21 protein-coding genes and 2 tRNA genes are annotated in these 23,924 nt (G+C 61.9%); 14 read left to right on the top strand and 9 right to left on the bottom strand.

What is annotated here, in order from left to right; genetic code table 11:
- Positions 1-477, top strand: a 477-nt coding sequence (locus DWX25_RS03045; RefSeq protein ID WP_117858844.1) for a dTDP-glucose 4,6-dehydratase, incomplete at its 5' end; no start/stop codon positions are given.
- Positions 478-599: 122 nt separating this feature from the next.
- On the top strand, positions 600-2,054 hold the full coding sequence (locus DWX25_RS03050) for a sugar nucleotide-binding protein (protein ID WP_117858847.1): 1,455 nt from the start codon (positions 600-602) through the stop codon (positions 2,052-2,054).
- Positions 2,055-2,156: 102 nt separating this feature from the next.
- Here DWX25_RS03050 and DWX25_RS03055 read toward each other — a convergent pair whose 3' ends face one another.
- Positions 2,157-3,128 (bottom strand): glycosyltransferase family 2 protein, encoded by a 972-nt coding sequence (locus DWX25_RS03055; protein ID WP_117799068.1) that lies wholly within the window; start codon positions 3,126-3,128, stop codon positions 2,157-2,159.
- A gap of 160 nt (positions 3,129-3,288) precedes the next feature.
- Between DWX25_RS03055 and DWX25_RS03060 the strand changes: the two genes are divergently transcribed.
- From DWX25_RS03060 to DWX25_RS03075, 4 genes are all read left to right on the top strand, one after another.
- The gene (locus DWX25_RS03060) at positions 3,289-4,134 is read left to right on the top strand and encodes an ABC transporter permease (RefSeq protein ID WP_233505234.1); all 846 of its coding nucleotides are present in this window, start codon (positions 3,289-3,291) and stop codon (positions 4,132-4,134) included.
- Between the two features lie 11 nt (positions 4,135-4,145).
- On the top strand, positions 4,146-4,913 hold the full coding sequence (locus DWX25_RS03065; RefSeq protein ID WP_006236046.1) for an ABC transporter ATP-binding protein: 768 nt from the start codon (positions 4,146-4,148) through the stop codon (positions 4,911-4,913).
- Positions 4,914-4,967: 54 nt separating this feature from the next.
- A tRNA-Arg gene (locus DWX25_RS03070) sits at positions 4,968-5,044 on the top strand.
- Positions 5,045-5,119: 75 nt separating this feature from the next.
- On the top strand, positions 5,120-6,106 hold the full coding sequence (locus tag DWX25_RS03075; RefSeq protein WP_117799069.1) for an acyltransferase family protein: 987 nt from the start codon (positions 5,120-5,122) through the stop codon (positions 6,104-6,106).
- Between the two features lie 62 nt (positions 6,107-6,168).
- Here the strand turns inward: DWX25_RS03075 and aroQ are convergent, their stop codons facing one another.
- From aroQ to aroF, 8 genes are all read right to left on the bottom strand, one after another.
- Positions 6,169-6,606, bottom strand: a complete 438-nt coding sequence (gene aroQ, locus DWX25_RS03080; RefSeq protein WP_117799070.1) for a type II 3-dehydroquinate dehydratase — start codon at positions 6,604-6,606, stop codon at positions 6,169-6,171.
- An 85-nt stretch (positions 6,607-6,691) separates the two neighbouring features.
- The gene (locus DWX25_RS03085) at positions 6,692-7,942 is read right to left on the bottom strand and encodes a shikimate kinase (RefSeq protein ID WP_117794405.1); all 1,251 of its coding nucleotides are present in this window, start codon (positions 7,940-7,942) and stop codon (positions 6,692-6,694) included.
- On the bottom strand, positions 7,943-9,088 hold the full coding sequence (gene pheA / locus DWX25_RS03090; protein ID WP_117799071.1) for a prephenate dehydratase: 1,146 nt from the start codon (positions 9,086-9,088) through the stop codon (positions 7,943-7,945). It lies immediately after the preceding gene.
- A gap of 153 nt (positions 9,089-9,241) precedes the next feature.
- On the bottom strand, positions 9,242-10,339 hold the full coding sequence (gene aroC / locus DWX25_RS03095) for a chorismate synthase (RefSeq protein ID WP_117799072.1): 1,098 nt from the start codon (positions 10,337-10,339) through the stop codon (positions 9,242-9,244).
- A 1-nt stretch (position 10,340) separates the two neighbouring features.
- On the bottom strand, positions 10,341-11,660 hold the full coding sequence (gene aroA / locus DWX25_RS03100) for a 3-phosphoshikimate 1-carboxyvinyltransferase (protein ID WP_117799073.1): 1,320 nt from the start codon (positions 11,658-11,660) through the stop codon (positions 10,341-10,343).
- The gene (gene aroB, locus DWX25_RS03105; protein WP_117799074.1) at positions 11,654-12,760 is read right to left on the bottom strand and encodes a 3-dehydroquinate synthase; all 1,107 of its coding nucleotides are present in this window, start codon (positions 12,758-12,760) and stop codon (positions 11,654-11,656) included. Before aroB ends, aroA begins: the two co-directional genes overlap by 7 nt.
- Positions 12,761-12,796: 36 nt before the next feature.
- Entirely contained in the window at positions 12,797-13,711 is a 915-nt protein-coding gene (locus DWX25_RS03110; RefSeq protein ID WP_117799075.1) for a prephenate dehydrogenase/arogenate dehydrogenase family protein, read from the bottom strand.
- A 3-nt stretch (positions 13,712-13,714) separates the two neighbouring features.
- Positions 13,715-14,737: a 3-deoxy-7-phosphoheptulonate synthase gene (gene aroF / locus DWX25_RS03115; RefSeq protein WP_117629151.1), complete on the bottom strand. Its 1,023-nt coding sequence runs from the start codon at positions 14,735-14,737 to the stop codon at positions 13,715-13,717.
- Between the two features lie 204 nt (positions 14,738-14,941).
- Between aroF and DWX25_RS03120 the strand changes: the two genes are divergently transcribed.
- The 8 genes from DWX25_RS03120 (at position 14,942) to DWX25_RS03155 (ending at position 23,914) form a co-directional block, all read left to right on the top strand.
- Positions 14,942-15,018: transfer RNA gene (locus tag DWX25_RS03120), tRNA-Arg, on the top strand.
- Positions 15,019-15,093: 75 nt separating this feature from the next.
- Entirely contained in the window at positions 15,094-17,817 is a 2,724-nt protein-coding gene (locus DWX25_RS03125; RefSeq protein ID WP_117794412.1) for an HAD-IC family P-type ATPase, read from the top strand.
- Positions 17,818-18,048: 231 nt separating this feature from the next.
- Positions 18,049-19,191 (top strand): zinc ribbon domain-containing protein, encoded by a 1,143-nt coding sequence (locus DWX25_RS03130; RefSeq protein WP_158557584.1) that lies wholly within the window; start codon positions 18,049-18,051, stop codon positions 19,189-19,191.
- A gap of 107 nt (positions 19,192-19,298) precedes the next feature.
- Complete coding sequence (locus tag DWX25_RS03135; RefSeq protein ID WP_117735136.1) at positions 19,299-19,841, top strand: peptidylprolyl isomerase; 543 nt, start codon at positions 19,299-19,301, stop codon at positions 19,839-19,841.
- Between the two features lie 11 nt (positions 19,842-19,852).
- A complete protein-coding gene (locus DWX25_RS03140) occupies positions 19,853-21,157 on the top strand; it encodes a tetratricopeptide repeat protein (protein WP_233505235.1) in 1,305 nt (434 codons plus the stop codon).
- A 127-nt stretch (positions 21,158-21,284) separates the two neighbouring features.
- Positions 21,285-22,316, top strand: coding sequence for a rod shape-determining protein (locus DWX25_RS03145; protein WP_006236061.1), 1,032 nt, complete (start codon positions 21,285-21,287; stop codon positions 22,314-22,316).
- 78 nt (positions 22,317-22,394) lie between these two features.
- Positions 22,395-23,336 carry a rod shape-determining protein MreC gene (gene mreC / locus DWX25_RS03150; protein ID WP_117794414.1) on the top strand — a complete coding sequence of 314 codons (942 nt, stop codon included), beginning with the start codon at positions 22,395-22,397 and terminating at the stop codon, positions 23,334-23,336.
- Between the two features lie 11 nt (positions 23,337-23,347).
- Positions 23,348-23,914 (top strand): hypothetical protein, encoded by a 567-nt coding sequence (locus DWX25_RS03155; protein WP_117735138.1) that lies wholly within the window; start codon positions 23,348-23,350, stop codon positions 23,912-23,914.
- Positions 23,915-23,924: the final 10 nt, after the last annotated feature.

A 23,924-nucleotide genomic window follows, 5' to 3' on the forward strand; every position in this document is an offset into this window, starting at 1 on the left:
TGCTCCAACAACTACGGCCCCTACCAGCACGTGGAGAAGTTCATCCCCAGGCAGATCACCAACATCGTCGACGGCGTGCGCCCCAAGCTCTACGGCCGCGGCGAGAACGTCCGCGACTGGATCCACACCGAGGACCACAGCTCCGCGGTGTGGGACATCCTCACCAAGGGCCGCATGGGGGAGACCTACCTCATCGGCGCCAATGGGGAGAAGAACAACATCACCGTCCTGCGCATGATCCTGGAGGCCATGGGCCGCGACCCCGAGGACTTCGACTGGGTCGCCGACCGCCCCGGCCACGACCGCCGCTACGCCATCGACAGCACGAAGCTCCAGCGCGAGCTCGGCTGGAGGCCGGCGCACACCGACTTCGCCGAGGGCCTGAAGGCCACCATCGACTGGTACGTCGAGAACGAGTCCTGGTGGCGCCCGGCCAAGGAGGCCACCGAGGCCAGGTACAGGGCCCAGGGCCAGTAGGCCGAACCCCGGCGAACCGCGCCGCGGGGCGCCCGCGCGGGGACGCAGGGCATGGGGATGATCCTGCGTCCCCGCGCGGGCGCCCCCGGTTATCCAACCTCTTCGATAGGAGCTTTTCCCACATGGCTGACATCGCATTCGAGAAGGACCTCTCCGTCGCGGAGACCGGCATCGGGGGCCTGAAGGTCGTCGACCTGGCCGTCCACGGCGACTCGCGCGGCTGGTTCAAGGAGAACTGGCAGCGCGCCAAGATGACCTCGCTCGGGATCCCCGACCTCCGCGTCGTCCAGAACAACATCTCCTACAACGAGAAGAGGGGCGTCACCCGCGGCATCCACGCGGAGCCCTGGGACAAGTTCATCTCCGTGGCCCGCGGCTCGGTCTTCGGCGCCTGGGTCGACCTGCGCGAGGGCAGCGCCACCTACGGGAAGGTCTACACGACCGTGCTGGACCCCTCCAGGGCCATCTACGTCCCGCGCGGCGTGGGCAACTCCTTCCAGGCCCTGGAGGACGGCACCGCCTACACCTACCTGGTGGACGCCCACTGGTCCCTCGAGCTGAAGAGGACCTACACCTTCGTGAACCTCGCCGACCCCGAGCTCGCCATCGAGTGGCCGATCCCGCTCGACGAGGCCACCGTCTCCGAGGCCGACCTCAACCACCCGATGCTCAGGGACGTCGTCCCCATGGCGCCCAAGAGGACGCTCGTCACCGGCTGCAACGGCCAGCTGGGCCATGCGGTGCGCGCGCTCGCCGAGGAGCGCGGCGTGGCCAAGGACTTCGACTTCTGCGACATCGACACCTTCGACATGTCCGACCCGGAGGCCTATTCGCAGTACGACTGGTCGCTCTACGGCACCGTGATCAACTGCGGCGCCTACACCGCCGTGGATAAGGCGGAGACCCCCGAGGGCCGCGCCACCGCCTGGAAGGCCAACGCGACCGGTCCCGCCCTTCTCGCCCGCACCTGCGCCGGGCACGGTATCACCCTCGTGCACGTGTCCTCCGACTACGTCTTCGACGGCACGGTCGAGGTCCATGACGAGGACGAGCCGTTCTCTCCGCTGTCCGTCTACGGCCAGACCAAGGCCGCCGGCGACATCGCCGTGGCAGGGTGCCCGCGCCACTACATCATGCGCAGCTCCTGGGTCATCGGCGAGGGCCACAACTTCGTCAAGACCATGAAGGCGCTGTCCGACCGCGTCGCAGACCCCGAGGACGGGCTCACGCAGGTCACCGTGGTCGACGACCAGCTGGGACGCCTGACCTTCACGCGCGACATGGCCGAGGCCATCTTCCACGTGCTGGGGACGCACGCCCCCTACGGCACCTATAACTGCACGGGCTCCGGCGCCGTCAAGTCCTGGGCCGACATCGCCCGCGCCGTCTTCGAGGCGGCCAACGGCAACGGGGAGAAAGTCTTGCCGGTATCGACCGCCGACTACTACGCGAGCGCCGCCGGTCCCGTCGCCCCGCGCCCGGTCCACTCCGCGCTCGACCTTTCCAGGCTCGAGGCTGCCGGCTTCCACATGCCCGACTGGGAGGAAGAGCTGGGGGAGTACCTCAAGACGCTCTAGCCGCTATTAACTTTTCGAGAGTAAAAGCCGCCGTTCTTTATCGGCGGCTTTTCTTGTTGGTGGCTATCTGCGCAGTGGAGCCAATAGTATTTTGCGGAAGATCTACCTCTCGCTTGGCTTGGAAGTAGGGTGGCCGGGCTGGTCGTCGTAGGCGTATTTGCTGTACACGCTGACCTCCCACTGCTTTTTTTCGACCTTTGCTACAGAATCCAGGATGAATCCGGTCGCAAGGCTCAGGCCGCACAGGAACATAAACGACGCGGCGAGCATGGCGGTGGGGAAGCGCGGAACGAGCCCGGTCTGGAAATACTCGATAATGATGGGGATGCCCAGTGCGAGACCGATAATCGCAAACAGAAGCGCAACGAGGCTGAAGAACTTCAGCGGGCGGTAGTCCTTGAACAGCGTGCCGATCATCGTAACGACTTTAATGCCGTCGCTCACGGTATTGAGCTTGGACTCGGAGCCTTCCGGACGGTCGCGGTACTCGATGGGCACATCTTTGATGCGCCAGCGGTGGTCGACGGCGTGGATTGAGAGCTCGGTTTCGATCTGGAAGCCCTCGGAAAGCACGGGGAAGGTTTTGATAAAAGGACGGCTCATGGCGCGATAGCCCGTCATAACGTCGTCGAAGCTGTAGCCATAGATCCACTTGATCATGGCGCGGACCAGATTGTTGCCAAAGCCGTGGAATGCGCGCTTGTTTTCCTCGGCGTAGGTACCGTTGGAAAGGCGGTCGCCCACGGTCATGTCGGCCGTGCCGTTAAGGATGGGCTCGCAGAGGGCTTTGGCCGCCTCAGCGGGGTAGGTGTCATCGCCGTCGACCATCAGGTAGCAATCGGCGTCGATATCACGAAACATCTGGCGGCAGACGTTGCCCTTTCCCTGGCGGGGCTCAAGGCGGACCGTGGCGCCGTGCTCGGTGGCGATGCGTGAGGTATCGTCCGACGAGTTATTGTCATAGACATAGACCGTCGCTTGCGGAAGCTCGCGGTGAAAGTCGTCGATGACTTTGCCGATCGTGAGGGCTTCGTTGTAGCAGGGGATGATGACGGCGATGGATTCAGAATTCACTCAATGCTCCTTATATATTCAATCCTTGCAAGTATAGCCGTTTGGGCTTGGCATCCTAAGATGTGGGTTAGTTCTCCAGTTTTGTTGCGCGAATCGTTTGCATGGCCGTCGGGTCTATACTGTTCGTTTGTCAACGATTACGAGTAAAGGAGTTGCATCCGTGTCGGATCAGACAAAGCAACAAGAAACTCGCAGTCTGCCTGCGACGTTTGCTAAGAATGAATTTGAGAAGGATGCGTTTATCCTTCGTCAGCTGGTTACCAAGGATTTTAAGATCAAGTATCGCCGCAGCGTCTTGGGTGTCGCATGGTCGGTGCTCAATCCGTTGCTGATGATGATCGTCATGGCCATCGTGTTCTCGACGATTTTTGGCCAGGGCCGCAATGGCTCAATGACGCCCGAGATGTACCCGCTGTACTTGATCGTGGGTAACATTACCTTTGCCGTCATGTCCGAGTCTACGAACCAGGCCCTGACGTCGATCGTGGGCGCTGCCCCTCTGCTCAAGAAGGTTAAGGTGCACCGCTGGGTCTTCCCAGTGCAGAAGGTGCTCTTCTCGCTGGTCAACTTTGCCTTCTCGCTGGTCGCCGTCGCCATCGTTATGCTGTGGTTCCGCGTTATGCCTTCTTGGCACCTCATTCTGCTGCCGGTTTGCCTGCTGCTGCTTATGTGCTTCTGCATGGGCCTGGGCATGATGCTCTCTGCCCTTACGGTCTTTTTCCGCGACGTTATGCATCTGTGGAGCGTTGTCATTACGGCATGGACCTACATTACGCCCATCTTCTGGACGACTGACTATATTGCGCAAATGCCGCATCTCGTGCGTATCTTGATGTATGCGAACCCCATGTACAACTATCTGCAGTTTATGCGCGATATCTTCCTGTTCCAGACGACGCCCTCGCTTATGACGTTTGGTATGTGCGTTGCTTGGGCGGTCCTTGCGCTTGTTATTGGCTACACCGTGTTCCATAAGTCCGAGCGCAAATTTATACTCTACATCTAAGGAGTGCTGTGATGACTGAATCTGTTGTTGATTACAGCGAGCAGCCTCTGGCTGTCGAGGTCGACGACGTCACCATGATCTTTAACATGGCGTCCGAGTCGCTGACCAACCTCAAGGAGTACTTCATTAAGCTTGCCAAGCACGAGCTGTTCTTTGAGGAGTTTAGGGCGCTTAAGCACATCTCGTTTGATATTCATCGCGGCGAGGTCGTGGGCCTGGTCGGCACCAATGGCTCCGGCAAGTCTACGATGCTCAAGATTATCGCTGGCGTTCTTGAGCCTAGCGAGGGCAGCGTTAAGGTGCACGGTAACATCGCGCCGCTGATTGAGCTTGGCGCCGGCTTTGACCCCGAGCTGACCGCCCGCGAGAACATCTATCTGAACGGCGCCCTACTCGGCTATACCAAGGAGTTCATCGATGCCAACTTTGACGGCATTATCGAGTTCGCTGAGCTTCAGAACTTTGTCGATATGCCGCTCAAGAACTTCTCCTCGGGCATGGTGGCGCGTATCGCCTTTGCAATCGCGACGATTACCGAGCCCGATATTCTGATCGTTGACGAGACGCTGTCCGTCGGTGACGTGTTCTTCCAGCAGAAGTGCGAGGCCCGCATCCAGCACTTTATCCAGAGCGGTGACGTGACGGTTCTGTTCGTTTCGCACTCCATGGAGCAGGTTGAGCGCATCTGCCAGCGTGCCGTTTGGATCGAGAAGGGTGACCTTCGCATGGACGGCCCGGTCGATGAGGTCTGCAAGGCGTACCGCGAGCAGTTCAACTAGGTTATAATTACTTACGCCTGACAGGCTTGCGCCTGCTTGGGCGTGCGGTTATTTGCTCCATTAGCTCAGTTGGATAGAGCAGGGGACTTCTAATCCCAAGGTCGACGGTTCGAATCCGCCATGGAGCACCATCGTTTATTAAGCCCGGACCGCTTGGTGGTCTGGGCTTTTTTCATCTTGTGTACTGCGGTTTTGAAGGGTTCGCCATGGGAAGCAAAAGGCTCGACTGGATCGATATTGCAAAGGGGATTGCAATTATTCTGGTCATTGTGGGGCACACCGTCCCAAATCCCTCTCCCTTGCGACACGCGATCTTCTCGTTTCACATGCCGTTGTTCTTTATTCTTGCCGGGTATACGTTTAGGCCGAAGCTGTGGCGTGAGCTGTTGAGTGGTTCGGTGTCCCGCCTGCTGGTGCCGTATGTGGTTCTTGCACTGGCGTGGCAGGTGCCGACGTTCTTGATGAGCGGTGTTCCTTTGACGAGCGGTACGCTGGTTGCGGGGTTTAAGACGCTTGTGTTTGCTTCGGGCGTTGATGTCCCTGGGCTTGGTGTCGCTGCCGTTGGCATGGCATGGTTTTTGGCGGCGCTGTTTACGTCGCGCCTGCTGTTTAATGCGCTTGTGCGGTTGTTTGATCGCGGCGGGATTGGGGTTGTTTGGCAGGGCGTTGTCTGTGCCGCGATTGCCTTTTGCGGTTTGAGCGTGTCTCGCTATTTTGGTGTTTACCTGCCGCTCGATTTGGATCTGAGCTGCTACATCGTCTTGCTGATGTGGATTGGCTATACGGCGCGCCAAAGGGGGCTCGAGACGAGCGTGAGCAAGGCCCTGCTGTTTATTGGAGCCGGTGTCGCTTGGCTTGTCCTTGCCGCGCTGAGTGGGCTTGAGCTTTCGAGCCGCCGCGTGGATGGGTTTGTGGTTGCGACAGTTGCCGCTCTTGCCGGCAGCTATTGCGTGTGCTGGGTTTCCATGGCGCTGGAGAAGTTGAAAGACGTGCCGGTTTTGGGGTCCTTTGAACAAGCGCTCGTGTTCTGCGGACAGGCCAGTCTTGCCATCTTTACAATCCACGCGGTCGATTGGTTTATCCCCTGGCAGACCATGCCGTTGCTTATGGCGTTGCCAGTGCCATGGCTCCTTGCGTCGATTGTGCGCTGCGGGTGCGACATAGGGTTGGCGTACGTCATCAAGAAGGCGTAATTAAAAGCGGGGAGGACCAAGCTGGCCCTCCCCGCTGCTATTTATTCGGTAGTGTTGCAGGCTTACTTTTCGAGACGCTCCTTCAGCAGCTCCAACGCGTGAGCGTAGCCCTGCAGGCCCTCGCCGGTGATGGTGGCAAAGCAGGCCAGGCGGGCGTAGCTTATCTGGCGGAAGTCCTCGCGCGTCTCGACGGCGCTGATGTGGACCTCCACGGCGGGGATGGCCACGGCCTTGAGGGCATCGAGGATTGCGACGCTTGTGTGCGTGTAGGCAGCCGGATTGATGACGATGCCGTCGACCTTGCCGTAGGCCTCCTGGATCTTGTCGACGATGCTGCCCTCGTGGTTGGACTGGAAGACTTCGACCTCGTCAAAGCCCTGTACGGCACCTGCCTCCTGGCAGATCTGAACCAAGCGGTCGTAGTTATCGCTGCCGTAGATGCCTGGCTCGCGAATGCCGAGCATGTTGAGGTTGGGACCGTTGATGACGAGTGCTTTCATGGTTGCTTCCTTTGCGGTTGGGCGGGCGGTGCGGCGGAACGGAAAACCACCACAAAGGTGCCTGTCCCCTTTGTGGTGGTTTTTGCTAGAGGGCTGGTGGAAGGGTGTCGAGGACGGCGACCGCGGTCTTGGCGGCGCAGTCGCGTGAGTCAATGATGTAGTCGGCCCAGGCGCGGTAGCGCGGCATGCGCTGCTCGGCCAGCTTGTCGATACCGTCGCGGGCGGTGATGGGGCGTCCCTTGTGGGCGAGTTCGTCGAGCTTGCGGTTGAGCATCACAATCTGGCTGTTCTGGTGCAGCAGCGGATAGTTTTCGTCGCGCGTGACCACGCCGCCGCCGGTGGAGAGCACCAGACCGCTGCGCTTGGAGATGTCGGACAGCGCCGCCGTCTCCTGCTTGCGGAAGGCCGGCTCACCGTGCTCGTCGATAAAGTCGGCACAGGGCATGCCCAGGCGCTCCTCGAGGGCGCGATCGAGGTCGATATGCTCGCGTCCCGTGAGCAGGGCAATCTGCTCACCCACGCGGGTCTTGCCCGAGCCCGGCATGCCGATCAGCGCGATGTTCTGTTCGCGGCGGGACAGGCGCTCCGTTACGTCCAGGATGCGCTCGTGCGGGGTGACCTGGCCGGTATAGCGCTCGACTGCCTGTGCCGCTTGGGCCACGAGCATCAGCAGGCCGCCGATGCAGGGGATGCCGCGACGCTCGGCCTCGAGCATGAGTCCCGTGCGGGCGGGGTTGTAGACGATATCGATGACGCCCTCGAGCGCGTCGAGGCCCTCGAGCGTGCATGGCGCGTCGGGGCAGTGGGGAAACATGCCCGCAGGGGTGCAGTTGACGAGCAACGCGGCGTCGGACTGCTGTGCGATGTTGTCGTAGTTGACCTCGCTCGTGCGTCCCGCGGGCACCACGATCGCGCCCAGGTCGCCCAGCACCATGCTTGCCGTGGTGCCGGCGCCGCCGGTGGCTCCGAGCACGAGGACCTTCTTGCCGGCAATCTCCACACCCAGCTCCTCGACCAGACACTGGAAACCGAAGTAGTCGGTGTTGTCGCCGCGCAGGCGGCCGTCGGCCAGGCGCGTGATGGTGTTGACGTTTCCCATGCGCTCGGCGAGCGGGCTCAGCTCGTCCAGATACTCCATGACGGCGCGCTTGTAGGGGATGGTCACGTTGGTGCCCTCCCACTCGTCGCCCGTCATAAAGGCCGCGAGGTCCTCGGGCTCGCGCTCAAATCGCACGTAATCGAGCCCAGCGAGCTTCTTGTAGATGGTCGGGGTGTAGCTGTGGCCCAGCACGCGGCCCAGCACTCCGTAGGGGCGGGTTGCGGCGGTATCGGTCATCTAGAGCACCTCCGTGTAGCTGCCAAAGTAGGTGAAGCTCTCGCACACGTCGTCGATAGAATCGAGCAGGTCGTCGAGGGCCTTGCTGCCAAAGGGGCAGTCCAGATCAAAGTAGAACATAAACTCAAAGTCGCGGCCGGGGATGGGGCGGCTCTCGAGCTTGATGAGGTTGATATTGAGCGCGTAGAAGCGCTCGAGTACGCGATAGAGCGCACCCGGCTCGTTGGCCGTGGTGATCATGAGCGAGGTACGGTTGGCGCCGGGGTAGACGCGCGGCTCGCGGCTGATGACGACAAAGCGCGTGTAGTTGTTGTCCGAGTCCTGAATGTTGGGCTCCAGCACCTCCAGGCCATAGAGTGTCGCGCAGCAGCGCGATGCGATGGCGGCAACATCGGTGCGCCCGGAGCTGGCGACCATCTCGGCCGACATGGCGGTGTTGGGGTACTTGGTGGCGTGCAGGTCGTGGGACTCGATAAAGCCCGCACACTGGGCAATGGCTTGGCCGTGGCTGTAAACCTCGCGCACGTCGGTGAGTTTGGTGCCGGGTTTGACGAGCAGATTGTGGTCGATCTTGAGGCGCAGCGAGCGCACGATGTGGAAATCGAACTGGGCGAGCAGGTCGTAGACGGCGTTGACCGATCCGGCAGTTGAGTTTTCGATGGGTAGCACGCCAAATTCGCAAAAGCCGTCGCGTACGGCGCGCATAACGCCCTCGAAGGTCTCAAAGAAGGCGATATCGGGCACGTCAAAGAGCTTGCACGCGGCGATTTGACTGTAAGCGCCCTCGACGCCCTGGCAGGCGACGGTGGCCGTTTGAGGGAAGGGCGTGTCGGAGGCTGCAGCCGTGGCATGGGCCTTTTGCGACACCGTGATGCCCTTGAGCTCGTTGATGTAGCGCTGCTGCTCGGCCTTGCTCATGCTCATGAGGAGGCGGAACAGCGTGATGGTCTGCGCCTCGTAGCGCTCGGGTGCGCGGCTGGCGAGGTTGTTGAGCTTGGAGCGCTCGCGGGCGGGGTCGAAGACGGCCTTGCCCATCTCGATTTTTGATTTGGCGACTTCGGTGGCAATGTCCATGCGTTCGACAAAGCTGCTGAGAAGCGTAGTGTCGATGCCATCGATGGCCTGGCGGATGTCGGCAAGGTCCATGGAGGCCCCTTTCGTAAATCGTTGCCTGGGGTAGTTAATTTGGGACGGGGCTATTTTAGCTACCCCGGCAGCAAATCGGCCAAAACGTCGCGTTAACTGCCGGGGTAGCTAAAATAGCCCCGTCCCAAATTAACTACCCTTGGGGTGGGTGGACTAAAGCTGGCCTGCGTCCTCGAGGAGGGCGTCCCAGATGGCGAGCGCCGCGGCTGCCTCGGCTACGGGGACGGCTCGGGGGACGATGCAGGGATCGTGACGGCCGTGCACCGAGAGCTCGGCATTTTCCATAGCGTCCATGTCTACGGTCTGCTGCTCGCGGCCAATGGAGGGCGTCGGCTTTACGGCCATGCGCCACATGACGGGCGCGCCGGTGGAGATGCCGCCCAGGATGCCGCCGGCGTTATTGGACTCGACCTCGATCTCGCCGGTCTCGGCATCAACGCGGTACGGGTCGTTGTTCTCGCTGCCGCGCATGGCGGCCACGGCAAAGCCCATGCCAAACTCCACGCCCTTTACGGCGGGAATGCCAAACGCGATTTGCGCGATGCGGTTCTCGATGCCGTCGAACATGGGGTCGCCGATGCCCGCGGGAAGCCCGTAGATGCCGCACTCCACGATGCCGCCGATACTGTCGAGCTCGTCGCGCGCGGCCAGAATCTCCTCGCGCATGCGACCGGCGGCCGCTGCGTCGATGCAGGGCAGGTTGTTCGTAAGGATCGCCTTGCGGTCGGCCTCGCGATAGACCATGTCGTCCATGGGCAGGTCGGAGATGCCGCCGATTTGCGCGACGTGCGCCATGACCTGAATGCCGCGGGCCTCGAGTGCCTGCAGCGCGATGCCGCCGGCGATGCACAGGGGGGCCGTCAAGCGGCCGGAGAAGTGTCCGCCGCCGGCGACGTCATGCATGTTGTGGTACTTCACGCGCGCAGGGAAGTCCGCATGTCCGGGACGGGGCTTGCGGCGCAGCTCGGAGTAATCCTTGGAGCGCGTGTTGGTGTTCTCGATAATCGCGGCGATGGGCGCGCCGGTGGTATGTCCATCGACAACACCGGCGATGATGTGCGCGGCGTCGGCCTCGCGGCGTTTGGTTGCGGTCTCGTCGCGACCGGGGGCGCGACGGTCGAGGAAGGCCTGCAGCTGCTCCTGGTCCACGGCGATACCTGCCGGAATGCCATCGAGCGAGCAGCCGATAGCGGGGGAGTGCGACTGGCCGAAGATGCTCAGATGCAAGACGTTGCCAAAGGTCGAGGACATGCTATTCCTCCTCGAGTGTGACCTTGCCGCCCAGCAGGCGGTAGTGATCGAAGAAATCGGGATAGGACTTGTTGACCGCCTCGGCCCCGTGGATCACGACCTCGCCGGTGGCGCGGCTCGCGGCGATGGCGGCCATCATGGCGATGCGGTGGTCGTTGTGCGAATCGACTTCGCCGCCGGTAAAGGCGTCGACACCCTTGATGATGAGGTCGTCACCGGCAATGCGCACCTGCGCGCCCAGCGCGGTGAGCTCGCGGGTGGTAGTTGCCAGGCGGTCGGATTCCTTGATGCGCAGGCGGGCACAGTCGCGGATGAAGGTACGGCCTTGCGCCAGTGATGCCACGGCCGAGATAACGGGTACCAGGTCGGGAATGTCGTGGGCGCTCATCTCAAAGCCGGCGAGCTTGTCGGACTGCACGGTGGCGGCGTTGGTGGAGCGCACGATGCGGGCGCCAAAGCGCGAAAGCGCGGCAAGCACGTTGCGGTCGCCCTGCGCGGAGCTCAGCGACACGCCCTCCACGGTGATGGGGTCGGTGCCGATGGCGCCAGCGCACAACCAAAAGGCGGCGTTGGACCAGTCGCCCTCGACAGTCACGCTGCCAGGCGTGCGGTACGAGCCGCTGCTCACGCGGAAGTTCGTGACCTCGGGCTTGCCATTCTTGGCGGGGATGCGCTCGACGTTGACCTCGACGCCAAAGGCCTTCATGGCCTGGATTGTCAGGTTGATGTAAGGGCGGCTCTCGATGAGGCCGGTCACCTGCACGCAGGAGGGCTGGGCCAGCAGCGGGGCTGCCAGCAGCAGGCCGGAGATATACTGCGAGCTCACGTTGCCCGGCAGCACAAAGGTGCCCGGGCGCATGCGTCCGCTCGTCTTGAGCGGAAAACCGCCCAGGCCCTGCAGGTCGCAACCGGCGGCGATGATCTCGTCCGAGAGCGGGGAGAGCGGGCGGGCGCCCAGGCGGCCCTGGCCCACGAAGGTGGCATTCGCACCCAGCGCGCAGGCGACGGGCAGCATAAAGCGGAGCGTGGAGCCGCTCTCGCCGCAGTCGAGCGTGCCGCCGGCAAGGGCCTTGAGCAGGCCAAACTCAACACTCTTCATGGTGGGGTGGACCTGGAAGCCGTCCTCGACGGTCTCGATGCGGGCGCCGAGCGCCGTGAGACAACGCACCGTGGCCTCGATGTCGGCGCAGGTAGTGTTGCAGGTAACGTGCGTCTCGCCGTTGGCAAGCGCGGCGCAGATGATCAGGCGATGCGCCATCGACTTAGATGCGATGGCGGGAACGGTGCCCTTGAGCGGGGACGGGGTGATGCGGGCTAGCATGCGGATGCGTCTCCCTTCTGGCCGAGGCCTTCGGCAATGAGTTCGTGGAAAGTGGAAAGCGGCGTGCGGTCGATGCTGCAGTGGCCAATGTCGTGCGGAATCACCAGGTCGATGGTGTCGCCCGCGCGCTTCTTGTCGTGGAGCGCCTCGGCAAAGATGGCATCGGCATCTAGGTCGCAGTGGGTCTTGAGGCCATGGCGGGCGCAGAGTTCCTCAATACGACCGGGCAGCTCGGCATCGCAGACGCCGTGTAGGGCTGCGGCGCGCGTGATGATGCCCATGCCGATCGACACGCAGTTGCCGTGTCCGAGCTCAAAGTGCTCGCAGGCCTCGACGGCGTGTCCGGCGCTGTGTCCAAAGTTGAGCAGCTTGCGCTGGTTGGTTTCGCGCTCGTCGGCGACGACCACGGCGCGCTTGATGTCGATATTGCGGGCGATGATGAGCGCTACGCGGGCCACATCGCGGTTGAGTAGCTCAAGCGTAAGCGGGGTCTTCTCCAGTTCGGCGAAAAGCTCCGGGTCGGCGATCACGGCATGCTTGACGACCTCGCCGCAGCCGTCGGCGAACTGCTCGGGCGTGAGGGTGGCCAGGCACCCCACGTCGGCGATAACCACGCTCGGCTGCCAAAAGGCGCCGGCCAAGTTCTTGCCGGCAGCCAGGTCGATGGCGGTCTTGCCACCCACCGACGAATCCACCATGGCGAGCAGACTCGTCGGGATCTGCACAAACTTGCAGCCGCGCATGTAGGTGGCGGCCACAAAGCCCGTCACGTCGCCCACGACGCCGCCGCCGAGCGCCACGATAACGTCGGAGCGCGAAAGCTCGTGCTCGGCCACAAACTCCAAAATGGCAACATAGGTTTCGGCGCGCTTATGGGCCTCGCCGGCCTCGAAGGTGCAGATGCTCACCTCGTAGCCTGACGCCTCCAGGCTCTGCTTAACGGGCATCTGGTAGAGCGGGCCCACGTTGGTGTCCGTCACGATGACGGCCTTGGTGCCGCCGGCAGTGGCGCGCACGAGCGGCCCCGCCTGCTCCAGCAAAAACGTGCCAACATGCACCTGGTAGGGGCGTGCAGTGTCGATATCGATGGTAATCGCCATAAGCTTCGGTCCTTTCGACCTGGCGTGATAGGTGGTCTAGTGGGAGGCCTCGTCGTCGAGTGCACGCTTGATGCGGTCGCCCTCGGCAAGGAGATTCTCCAGATAGCGCTGGTCGCGGTCCTTGAGCGCACGGCTGTAGGCGCCGAGCGAGTCGATCAGGTGGTCGATCTCGAAGGCGAGAGCATCGGCGTCGTCGATCATGAGCTCGGACCACATCTGCGGATTGAGGTGCGCCACGCGGGTGAGATCGCGGTAGCTACCGGCCGAAAAGCCGTGGTGGACTTGGGCGGTCGGGCTCTTTACGTAGGCGTTAGACACCACGTGCGCAAGCTGGCTCGTGAAGGCGATGACGCGGTCGTGCTCGGCAGCGGTGGTCACGCTGAACTTGCCAAAGCCCAAGGGGCGCACCATCTCGCGTACCTGGCCCAAAAGCTCCAGCTTGAGTGCGTCGTTCACCGCGGGCGGCACGAGAACGAGCGGGGCGCCCTGGAACAGGTCGGCGCGGGAGTGTGCATAGCCCGAGTACTGCGTGCCCGCCATGGGGTGCGCGCCCACAAAGTAAAAGCCGTGCTCGCGGGCAAGCTCAAAGGCGCGCTCGCACACGATGCCCTTGACGCCCACCGTGTCGATCACCACGGGGCCCATGATGGCCTCGGTGTCGGTGGCGTCGGCGAGTGCCTGGGCATGCGCCTCGAGCCATTCGATGCAGGCCTCGGGGTAGCAAGCCAGGACGATGATGTCGCATTCGCCGAGCGTCTCGTCGTTGAGCTCGCCGGCAACGGTTCCCATGCTGGCGGCTGTCATGACATCGTCATCGGGGTCCCAGGCCAGCACGCGGACGCCCGCCTGCGCATAGCCGCGGGCGAAGCTGCCGCCGATGAGGCCAAGGCCGACGATGCCGGCGCACTTGGGGCCGCCCTGGTTAACGCGCGCGTTTCTCACCGTACCCATGGGCTACTCCATGGTCTCTTGGCAGACAACCTCGCGGATGGCTCGGATGCGGCGCATGGTGTCGTCGAACTGATCGGGGGTGAGGGCCTGGGCGCCGTCGGACCAGGCACGGCTCGGCTCGTCGTGGACCTCGATCTCCAGGCCGTTGGCACCGCAGGCGGTCGCGGCGAGTGCCATGGGTTCTACGTAGCGGGTGTAGCCGGTGGCGTGGCTGGGGTCGGCAACGACAGGCAGGTGCGACAGGTGGTGCAGCACCGGCACGGCGTTGAGGTCGAAGGTGTTGCGGGTGCGGGTCTCGAAGGTGCGGATGCCGCGCTCGCACAGGATGACGTTGTCGTTGCCCTCGCTCATGATGTACTCGGCTGCCATGAGCAGTTCGTCGATCGTGCCGGACATGCCGCGCTTAAGCAAGATCGGAGTCTTGGTCTTGCCGACCTCCTTGAGCAGGGGGAAGTTCTGGGCGTTACGGGCGCCGATCTGCATGACGTCAATCTTCTTGTCAAGGAAGACCTGCACGTCGCGCGGGTCCATGATCTCGGTGACGATCGGCATGTCGAGCTCGGCAGACGCCTCGCACAGCAGGTCGAGGCCGGCAGGGCCCATGCCCTGGTAGGCGTAGGGGGAGGTGCGGGGCTTGTAGGCGCCACCGCGCAGCATCGTGGCACCGGCGGCCTTCACGCGGCGTGCGATGCGGATGAGGTTCTCGCCCTCGACGGAGCAGGGACCGGCGATGACCTGGAACTGGTCGCCGCCGATCTTGACGCCGTGGCCGCAGTCGATGACGGAGTCCTCGGGGTGGAACTTGCGGTTGGCGCGCTTAAAAGGCTCGGAGACGCGCTGCACGCGCTCGACGACATCCATGGACTCGAGCAGGAACGGGTCGATCTTGGTCGTATCGCCCACCAGGCCGATGATCGTCTCGTTCTCGCCGCGCGAGACATCGGTCTTCAGACCCTTTTTCTCAATCCAGCTGACGATATGGCTTACGGCCTCGTCGCTGGCGCTCTGCTTTAAAATTGCAATCATGGTGTGCCTCTCACCTCGATGGATAACTTTTGCAAAAACGGCCCGCATCGCGAGCCGTGTATATATGGTGCATGAGAGTTTATACTATCTGACTCGCTTTTGCCTTCTAAAGTGGGCCGTTGCGGCTCGTCTTCCTCGGAATTGCAAAGCTTTTTCTTTTATTTTGATAGCCCGTGGTGCACTTGGGTATAATGCCAACCGTTGGCCCTATTAGCTCAGGGGATTAGAGCGTCTGCCTCCGGAGCAGAAGGCCGTTGGTTCGAATCCAACATGGGGCACCATCGAACGTAAGACCGTCCGAACCTCGCATGGTCCGGGCGGTTTTCTTATACCGACGCGACGTGATGGGACGTGGTATGGCAGCAACGGATATCGAGCGCGGACTCTCAACCGCCGAGGTCGAGGAGCGTATCGCCGCCGGTAAAATCAACCGCAACATGGAACTCAAGACCAAGTCGGTCAAAGAGCTCATCATCGAGAACCTCTGCACGCTGTTCAATTTGATCAACGTGATCTTGGCTTTCCTGGTCATTTTGACCGGTTCGTTTAAGAATCTGACGTTCCTGTTCGTGGTGTTCCTCAATACCGCTATTGGCGTCATTCAGTCCATGCGTTCCAAGAAGATGGTCGATAAGCTCACGCTGCTGACCTCCAAGAAGGCCATCGCGGTGCGCGATGGCGCCGAGGTGGAGCTCGACCTGGACCAGATCGTGCTCGACGACATCATCCGCCTGGGGCGCGGCGACCAGATTCCCGCTGACGCCGTGGTGGTTTCGGGCGAGGCGCTCGTGAACGAGAGCCTGCTGACGGGCGAGAGCGACCTTATTAAGAAACAGCCCGGTTCCGAGCTCATGAGCGGCAGCTTTATCGACTCGGGCCTGCTGCGCGCCCGCGTGATCCATGTCGGCGCCGACAACTACGTGGCCAAAATTAATAACGAGGCCAAGTACGTCAAAAAGGTCAATTCCGAGATCATGAACGCGCTTAACGCCATCGTGCGCTTTGCGAGCATCATCATGATTCCGCTTGGCCTGGCTCTGTTCGCCTCGAGTGTAAGTGGGCTGTGGGATGCCGCGGGAACCCCGGGCGATAGCGCGCTTTCGTGGTGCTTCTCCGAGCTGTTGGCTGGTCATGTGCCTTCGTCGGCGCTGCTGTCCACGGTGGGCGCCCTGCTGGGCATGATCCCGCAAGGCCTGGTGCTGCTGACCTCGTCGGTGCTCGCCATCGCCACGGTGCGCCTGGCCCGCCGCAAGGTGCTGGCGCAGCAGCTCTACTGCATCGAGACGCTCGCGCGCGTCGACGTGCTGTGCCTGGACAAGACGGGCACCATCACGTCGGGTCGTATGGAGGTCGAGGGCACCTACCCGCTGCCTGTTGAGGGTGTTGGCTTTGGCGTGGACTCGGAGGAGGCGGCTGTTCCCGTCGATACCACAGTGCTCGATTTTGCGCTGGCTAACGTCGCGCGTGCGACTTCGGCCGATGCCAACGAGACCTGCCAGGCGCTGCTCAACTATTACGCCGATCGCCCGGTCGAGGTGTCTGAGCCGCTGTCGGTCATTCCGTTCTCGTCGTCTAAAAAATGGAGTGGCGCTTCTTTTGCGCAGGGCTCCTATGTGATGGGTGCCGCGCAGTTTGTGCTCTCTGATCGTGTGTTTTCGCAGGTCGAGAACCGTGTCGCCGAGCTTGCCGATACCTGCCGCGTGCTCGTGGTGGCGCGCGTGGACGGCTTTACGCCCGATGGGGATATGGTGGGCGAGGCCGAGCCCATGGGCTTTGTGACCATCCGCGACGAGATTCGTACCTCGGCGGCCGAGACCATTGGCTACTTTAACGAGCAGGGCGTGACCCTCAACGTGATCAGTGGCGACGACCCGCGTACGGTGTCGTCGATCGCGCGCGTGGTGGGCGTGCCGGGGGCGGACGCTTATGTGGACGCCACGACGCTCGATACGCCGGCCAAGCTCGATGCCGCAGTGGACCGCTACCATGTCTTTGGTCGTGTGACCCCGCAGCAGAAGCGTGAGCTCGTGCAGGCGCTCAAGCGCCGCGAGCACACCGTGGCCATGACGGGCGACGGCGTCAACGACGTGCTGGCGCTCAAGGAGGCCGACTGCTCCGTGGCCATGGCGGCCGGCTCCGATGCCGCGCGCAACGTGGCCGAGATCGTGCTCGTCGACAACGACTTTGCCTCGATGCCCGCCGTGGTGGCCGAGGGCCGTCGCTCCATCAACAACCTGCAGCGTTCGGCCTCGCTGTTCCTGACCAAGACGCTGTTCTCGATGGGCCTGGCGGCGCTGTGCATCGCGCTGCCGCCGTACCCCTTCGAGCCCATCCAGATGACACTCATTAACTTCTTCTGCATCGGCGCGCCGGGCTTTGTGTTGGGCCTGGAGCCCAACAATGCTCGTGTGAAGGGTGCGTTTTTGAGCAACGTACTCAAGCGTGCACTGCCGGCGTCGATTGCGGTCATTTTGGCTGCGGCGCTCGATATCTTTGTGGCGCGCGTGTTTGGCTTTAACCAGCTCACGCTGTCTACGATGTGCCTGCTTACGTCGTGCGCGGCGAGCGTCAGCCTAATCTGGCGCATCTCGCAGCCTCTCACGCCCTTACGTGTGGTGCTCTTTGTGTTTGTAGTCGCCGGCATCCTGGTGGGCGTTATCGGATTCCCGGAGCTGCTGTCTATTGCCAACCTGTCGATGGGCCAGATGGTTATCTTGGCTGTTATCGTGGTCTTTACCTGCTCGGTGTTCTTTAAGCTCGCCACGATGATGGATTCGCTCAAGCCGCGTCGTCGTCATGCCGCAACTGGTTTTGGCCGCGGTGTGCGCGTCCGCCTGGGTCGCGGTGGCGGCAAGGTGAGCTCGACGGGCTCGACGGCCGAACGTTTTGCCAAGCGCGTCGCCGCCGACATGGCGCAGCGCCGCGAAGATCGCACCGCTCGCGAGGCCGAGGCCCGCGCACTCGAGGGCGTGGCCCAGGCCCAGCCCAAGAAAAAGAATCCCACAGGCGCCAAGCGCTCCCGCGTAACCAAGTCCGCCCAAGGCATCAAAGTCTCGATGCCCAAGAAAAAGAAGTTGTAACCGCACCTTACAGGGTAGCTAATTTGGGACGGGGCTTTTTTAGCTACCCCGGCTGATGGCCCCCAGGCTGATGGCGCGATCGATTTGGCCAATTGGCGGCCAGGGCAGCTAAAAAAGCCCCGTCCCAAATTAGCTACCCTCCGATGTTGAATTGGTGCCTTGCTCCTGTGGGGCCGTGGCGATGTTATGCTCTAACCTCGATTGTTTGAATTGCTTCGAAAAGAGGATGCCGTGATCTGCCCGCATTGCCTTAAGACTATCGAGGACGGCGCCTCGTTCTGCCCCTACTGCAACGCCTATGTGGGTCCGGGCGATGGTCCCGAGCACACCGAGTTTGTGTTCTGCGAGGGCTGCGGTGCCCGTCTTTCTCCGCATGATCGTACGTGCCCCAAATGCGGACGCCCCGCTCCGGGTATTCTCTCCGAGGACGCGGCCGCATCCGACCTGGCAGCGGGCCGCACGGCGGGCTTTCCGCGCCTAACGCAAGAGCAGATTGATACCGAGGTGCCGCATGCGCCCGCCTCGGCAGCCGCGGTTCTTTCGGACGCCGCCGACCCCAATGAGACCTGCGTGCTGCCGGCTTTCGATAAGGATTTCGGTATCCCCAAGGTCGTTATTCCCACACCGGTTTCCCTGCACGACGATCCTCAAAAACCCAAGCGTAAGGTGCATCCCGATGAGGACGCTTATCACAAGCACAAGCGTCATATTCCCAAGCCGCTTATCGTCATCGCGGTTCTTGCCGTCGTGTGCGGTGGGGCCTATTGGTTCGTGACGGCCGATCCCATGGGTGTTATGCCCGGCTTCTATGACCAGTTTGGCCAGGCCGCGCAGACGACCTTCCCTACGCGCCAAAAGGGCGAGGCGACTGAGGACGATACCAAGCAGGACGATTCTGCCGAGGTGGTCCAGGAAGAAACCGTGCTGACCGATGATCAGCTCTATACCAGGCTCGACGGTCTGTATCAGACCATCGTGTCCTACGGTGACGAGGATCAGATCGGCGAGGTCATCGATTCCTTCAACAACGGCTATCTCCGAACGCCGCTGTCCACCCGTCAGGAGCTGTCGCAGAGTGCTTACGCCCTGCGCGACCAGATCAAAAAGACGCTAGATGAGCTCAACAACCTGAAAGTACAGGACGATACGGTCTATGCGGACGACATCGCCCACCTAAAGCAGCTTGCCGAGTGGATGTACGAGCGTGTCGACGTGATCTGCCAGAGCTGGGACATTTCGCTGGCCATTCCCGATGGCGAGTCGATGAGCTCCCACCAAAGCGAGATCTTGGCGCCCATCGCGCAGGGCGGCAACAGCGCGCTGAACCAGTACGACGCCAACGTGGGCTCCTGGAAGCCGCAGCAGCGTTCCTAAAATTAGTTCGCCATAGTCGGCATAACCTACGTGCGCAATTGATGTAAGCCCGTGCTTATTGCTACAATTCGTACAAATATGCTTTAAACGCACGAGGAAGGAACCACATGTTTGGTTTTAAGAAAGAGCTCTACACGCCCGAGTATCAGCTTGTCGGCGACGAGTGCGCTGTAATCGAGACGTCGAAGGGTACCATCAAGGTCAAGTTTGACGGCGAGGGCGCTCCCATTCATGTCGCGAACTTCTGCGAGCTTTCCACGATGGGCTTCTATGATGGCCTTAAGTTCCATCGCTATGTGCCCGGTTTTGTCATCCAGGGCGGCGACCCCAATACCCGTGACATGTCCGGCGCCGACGTCGCTGCCGGTCTTGAGGGCCCCGACGGCATGCCCGGTACCGGTGGCCCCGGCTACTGCATCAAGGGCGAGTTTGCCACCAATCCGCGCAACAGCCATGTCGATGGCGCCCTTGCCATGGCACGCTCCATGGACCCCGATTCCGCGGGTTCGCAGTTCTACTTCTGCCTGGGTGCCCAGCATAACCTCGATTCCGGTTACACCGTCTTTGGTGCCACGGTCGAGGGTCTCGATGTGATTTCGCAGCTGCGTGCCGGCGACGAGATCGTCCATGTCGAGATCGTTCACGAGTAAAGGGGACTTCCTTGAATAGCCAGCTGATCCAACAGGGCCGCGCCGCTTACCGCGCGGGTGATTTTTCCGCTGCAGCCCAGATGCTTGGGGCGGCAAAGACTCCCGATGAGATTATGGGCGAGGCCGATCACCTTCGTGGCAACGCCCTGATGCACCTGGGCATGTATGCCGAGGCCGCCGAGGCCTATGCCGCCGCCCTCAACGACGGCACCTACGGCAAGCGCGGTGCGCTGCTCACCAACCGCGGCAAGGCGCTCGCCGCCGTGGGCGACTACACGACGGCCGCTCAGGCGTTCTCTGCTGCTACGCAGGATGCTTCCTATGCCACGCCGTTTAAGGCCTATCTGGGCCTGGGCAATGCGCTGTTCCAGTCGGGCGACTATGCCAACGCGGGTACTGCCTTCCGTCAGGCCGCCATCGACGGCGCCAATCCGGCTCCTGCCGCCGCACTCGGCGAGCTCGGTCGTTGCTTCATTAAACTCGGCCGTCCGGCGGATGCCGTGGAGACCTACCGCACGGCTATCGACTTTGCCGGCCCCCGCGACGACACACGTGCGCTCAACGCCGGCATGGGTCAGGCGCTTTCTGCCGCCGGCCGTCCCTCCGACGCACTCGACGCCTTTAACGCCGCTACTGCCGATGGCATCTACCAGCTCACCTCCGAGCAGGCCGACGAGCTTGCCCGCGTGCACGATTCGCTTGCCGCGCTGTCTGCCCAGACGGCTATGTCCACGGCTCCGGCGCCCGCGATGGACGCTCCTGCCGTCGATCCGCTCGATCCTACGGGCGCGACCGGTCAGTTTATGCCCGATCCCTCGGACACCGGCTTCTTTACGCTGTCCGAGTCCGAGATGGTCCAGCAGGACCGTCAGGATCGTAAGCAGGCCAAGGTTCGTCGCCGCCATCGCCACACGGGTCTCAAAGTCTTCATCGTGCTGCTTCTGCTCATTTTGATCGCCGCGGGCGGTCTGGGCTTTGCCTACACGCGCGGCTTTGGCTTCCCGTCTCAGGAGTCTGTCGTTACCGATTTGTTCCAGGCTGCCGGCGACGGTGACACCGCAAAGGCCGAGTCTTGCCTGGCCTCGGGCCTGTCCGAGGACGCCAAGTCGATGATCATCTCCTCGATTCCGCAGGGTGCCACCGTGTCAGTCGAGGGCATGGATCAGTCCATGACCGAGACGACCGCCAAGGTGAAGGCATCGCTGTCCAAGGGAGGCGAGCAGGAGTACACCGTTAAATTCGTGCGCTCCGGCAACCATATCGGCTGGGCCGTTTCCTCGCTCGATATGGATTTCTCGGCTGCTGACAACCAGTAGTGACCTTATGGGATTTAGCTTTGCCCGGCGCTTCACCGCAAGTGAGGTGCCGGGCTTGCGCTAGTATGATGAGCTAGTAGTTTTCCAGCAATCATCCAACACATCAGGAGTTGCGTTGTTTTCTTTGATGGATATGTTCTTCGGTAGCTATGCGGGCGATCTTGCCATCGACCTCGGCACCGCAAATACGCTTGTCTCTGTGCGCGGCAAGGGCATCGTCATCCGCGAGCCCTCTGTCGTCGCCATCGACAAGAACGACGAGCGCATCCTGGCGGTCGGTATCGAGGCAAAGCGCATGCTCGGCCGTACGCCTGGTAACATCGTGGCAGTTCGTCCCCTGAAGGACGGCGTCATCGCCGACTTCGATGTTACCGAGGCCATGCTCCGCTACTTTATCGACAAGGCTTCCGAGAAGCGCTATCCGTGGACCCCGCGTCCGCGCGTTGTCGTCTGCGTTCCCTCCGGTGTCACGTCGGTCGAGAAGCGTGCCGTCTTTGAGGCCACGATCCAGGCTGGCGCTCGCCAGGCCTACCTGATCGAGGAGCCCATGGCCGCTGCTATCGGCGCCGACCTGCCCGTCGAGGAGCCCACCGGCTCCATGGTCATCGACATCGGTGGCGGTACCACCGAGGTTGCCGTTATCGCTATGGGTGGCATCGTCGTCTCGCAGTCCATCCGTATTGCCGGCGACGAGTTCGATCAGGCCATCCTCACGCACGTTCGTGATGCCTACAACTTGGCCATCGGCGAGCGTACGGCAGAGGACATCAAGATCAAGGTCGGCTCCGCCGTGCCGCTCAAGGACGAGCTCGACGTCGAGGTCAACGGCCGCGACGTGATCACCGGTCTGCCCAAGACCGTGCGCATCGAGAGCGAGGAGATTCGTCGCGCGCTCAACAAGCCGCTCGACGAGATGGCCAAGGCCGTCAAGGACGCACTCGACGCTACGCCTCCCGATCTTGCCTCGGACCTTATGTACTACGGCATTTTGCTGACTGGTGGCGGCGCGCTGCTGCGCGGTCTCGACGTGCGCCTGCGCGATGAGACCGGTGTTTCGGTCAACGTCAGCCCCACGGCGCTCGATAACGTCGTTAACGGCTGTGCCCGCGTGCTCGAGGCCAATGCGTTTGATGGCGGCTTCGTCCAGACCAATGCTTAATTTCCAAAAGGTGGATTCCATTTGGCACGATCTTCGGGTTTCTCCACAAATCTGAATACCAAGCGACAATCAACGGGTATGCGCCCGTTGATTGTTTTCAGCCTGATTTCGGTGTTGCTGCTCACGTTTTACATCCGCGAGGGCGAGGCAGGACCGATTCATGCCGTGCGTTCGGGCGTAACGACGATTACCTCGCCGGTGCGCTTTGTGGGTTCGGCTGTGGCGGCTCCCTTCAATGCGATCGGCAACGTGTTCTCTAACCTTACGGCGTCGCAGGACACGCTTGACGAGCTTAAGAAGCAAAACGAGGAACTGACCTCTAAGGTTGCTGAGCTCTCCGAGGCTCAAAAGACCGCTGAGCGTCTGGAGGGGCTGGTCGGCCTGCAGTCGACCTACAACCTCAAATCGACCGCTGCTCGTATCGTTGGTGCCTCTGGCGATGCCTGGACCTCGACCGTTACCATCGACAAGGGCTCTGCCGACGGCCTTACCATCAACATGCCCGTGACGAGTTCTGCCGGTGTTATCGGCCAGATTATCGAGGTATCGGCCAAAACGTCGACCGTGCGCTTGATTGGCGACGAGAACTCGGGCGTGTCCGCCATGGTGCAGGACACGCGCGCCCAGGGCATGCTGCAGGGTCAGGCTGACGGCACGCTGCGTCTTGAGTACGTGAGCGTCGACTCCGATGTTAAGGTTGGCGACATCATCGTGACCTCGGGCATCGGTGGCGTGTTCCCCAAGGGTCTACCGCTCGGCACCGTCTCGTCGGTTGAGAAATCGGCAAACGATGTGTACTACACCATTGTGGTGCGCGCTCAGACGACGGCCGAGAACAACGAGGAAGTGCTGGTCATTACCTCGCTGACCGACGAACAGTCGGCCTCGGATGAGGACGTGAGCACGGCCAACAGCACGCCGCAGGGAACGTCGCGCGATGCTGCGACCAAGACGAAGGACGAGAGCTCGGATGACAGTCCCGACACGTCCGAGACGACCGATTCCGGCTCGAGCGAATAGGGGGCATGTCCATGGATCTACACGAGCAGGGGATGAGCTCCCGCACGTTTGTAATCGCCGCCATCGTGTGCGTGCTGCTGCAGGCAGGCCTCGCACCGCAGATCTCAATTGCGGGCGGTCGCGTCAACTTTATGATTATTCTTGTGTGCCTAAGCGTGTTCTCGGGCGACCCGACCCGTGCCGTCGCGTGTGGTTTTTGCAGCGGCTTGTTCTATGACCTGTCCGCTGCCGTGCCGGTGGGCGTTATGTCGCTCCTGCTGACCGTGGGTTCTTTTGCCCTGGTGCACAGCGCCGCCGGTCAGACGGGCGGTACCCCGAGTGCGCGCGGCATCACGGTGGGCACCTTCGCGCTCGTCATTAATGTGATTTACAGCATCATCTTGCTGTTTATGGGTTTGGAGACGAGCTTTGTCGTGGCGATTTTCGGCCATGCGCTGCCTTCTTCGATCCTAACGGGTCTGGTTGCCATTCCATTTTTGATGTCCGGCGTCGTGCCGCAGTCCGGCTATGGATTCTCCGCACGTGGCGGACGCCAGACGGGTATGCGCTTTAAGCCCAAGACCCGCAAGCTCAAATAGGGGAGGCCCG

The organism is Collinsella sp. AF18-8LB (genome assembly GCF_003459795.1).
GTDB lineage: Bacteria > Actinomycetota > Coriobacteriia > Coriobacteriales > Coriobacteriaceae > Collinsella.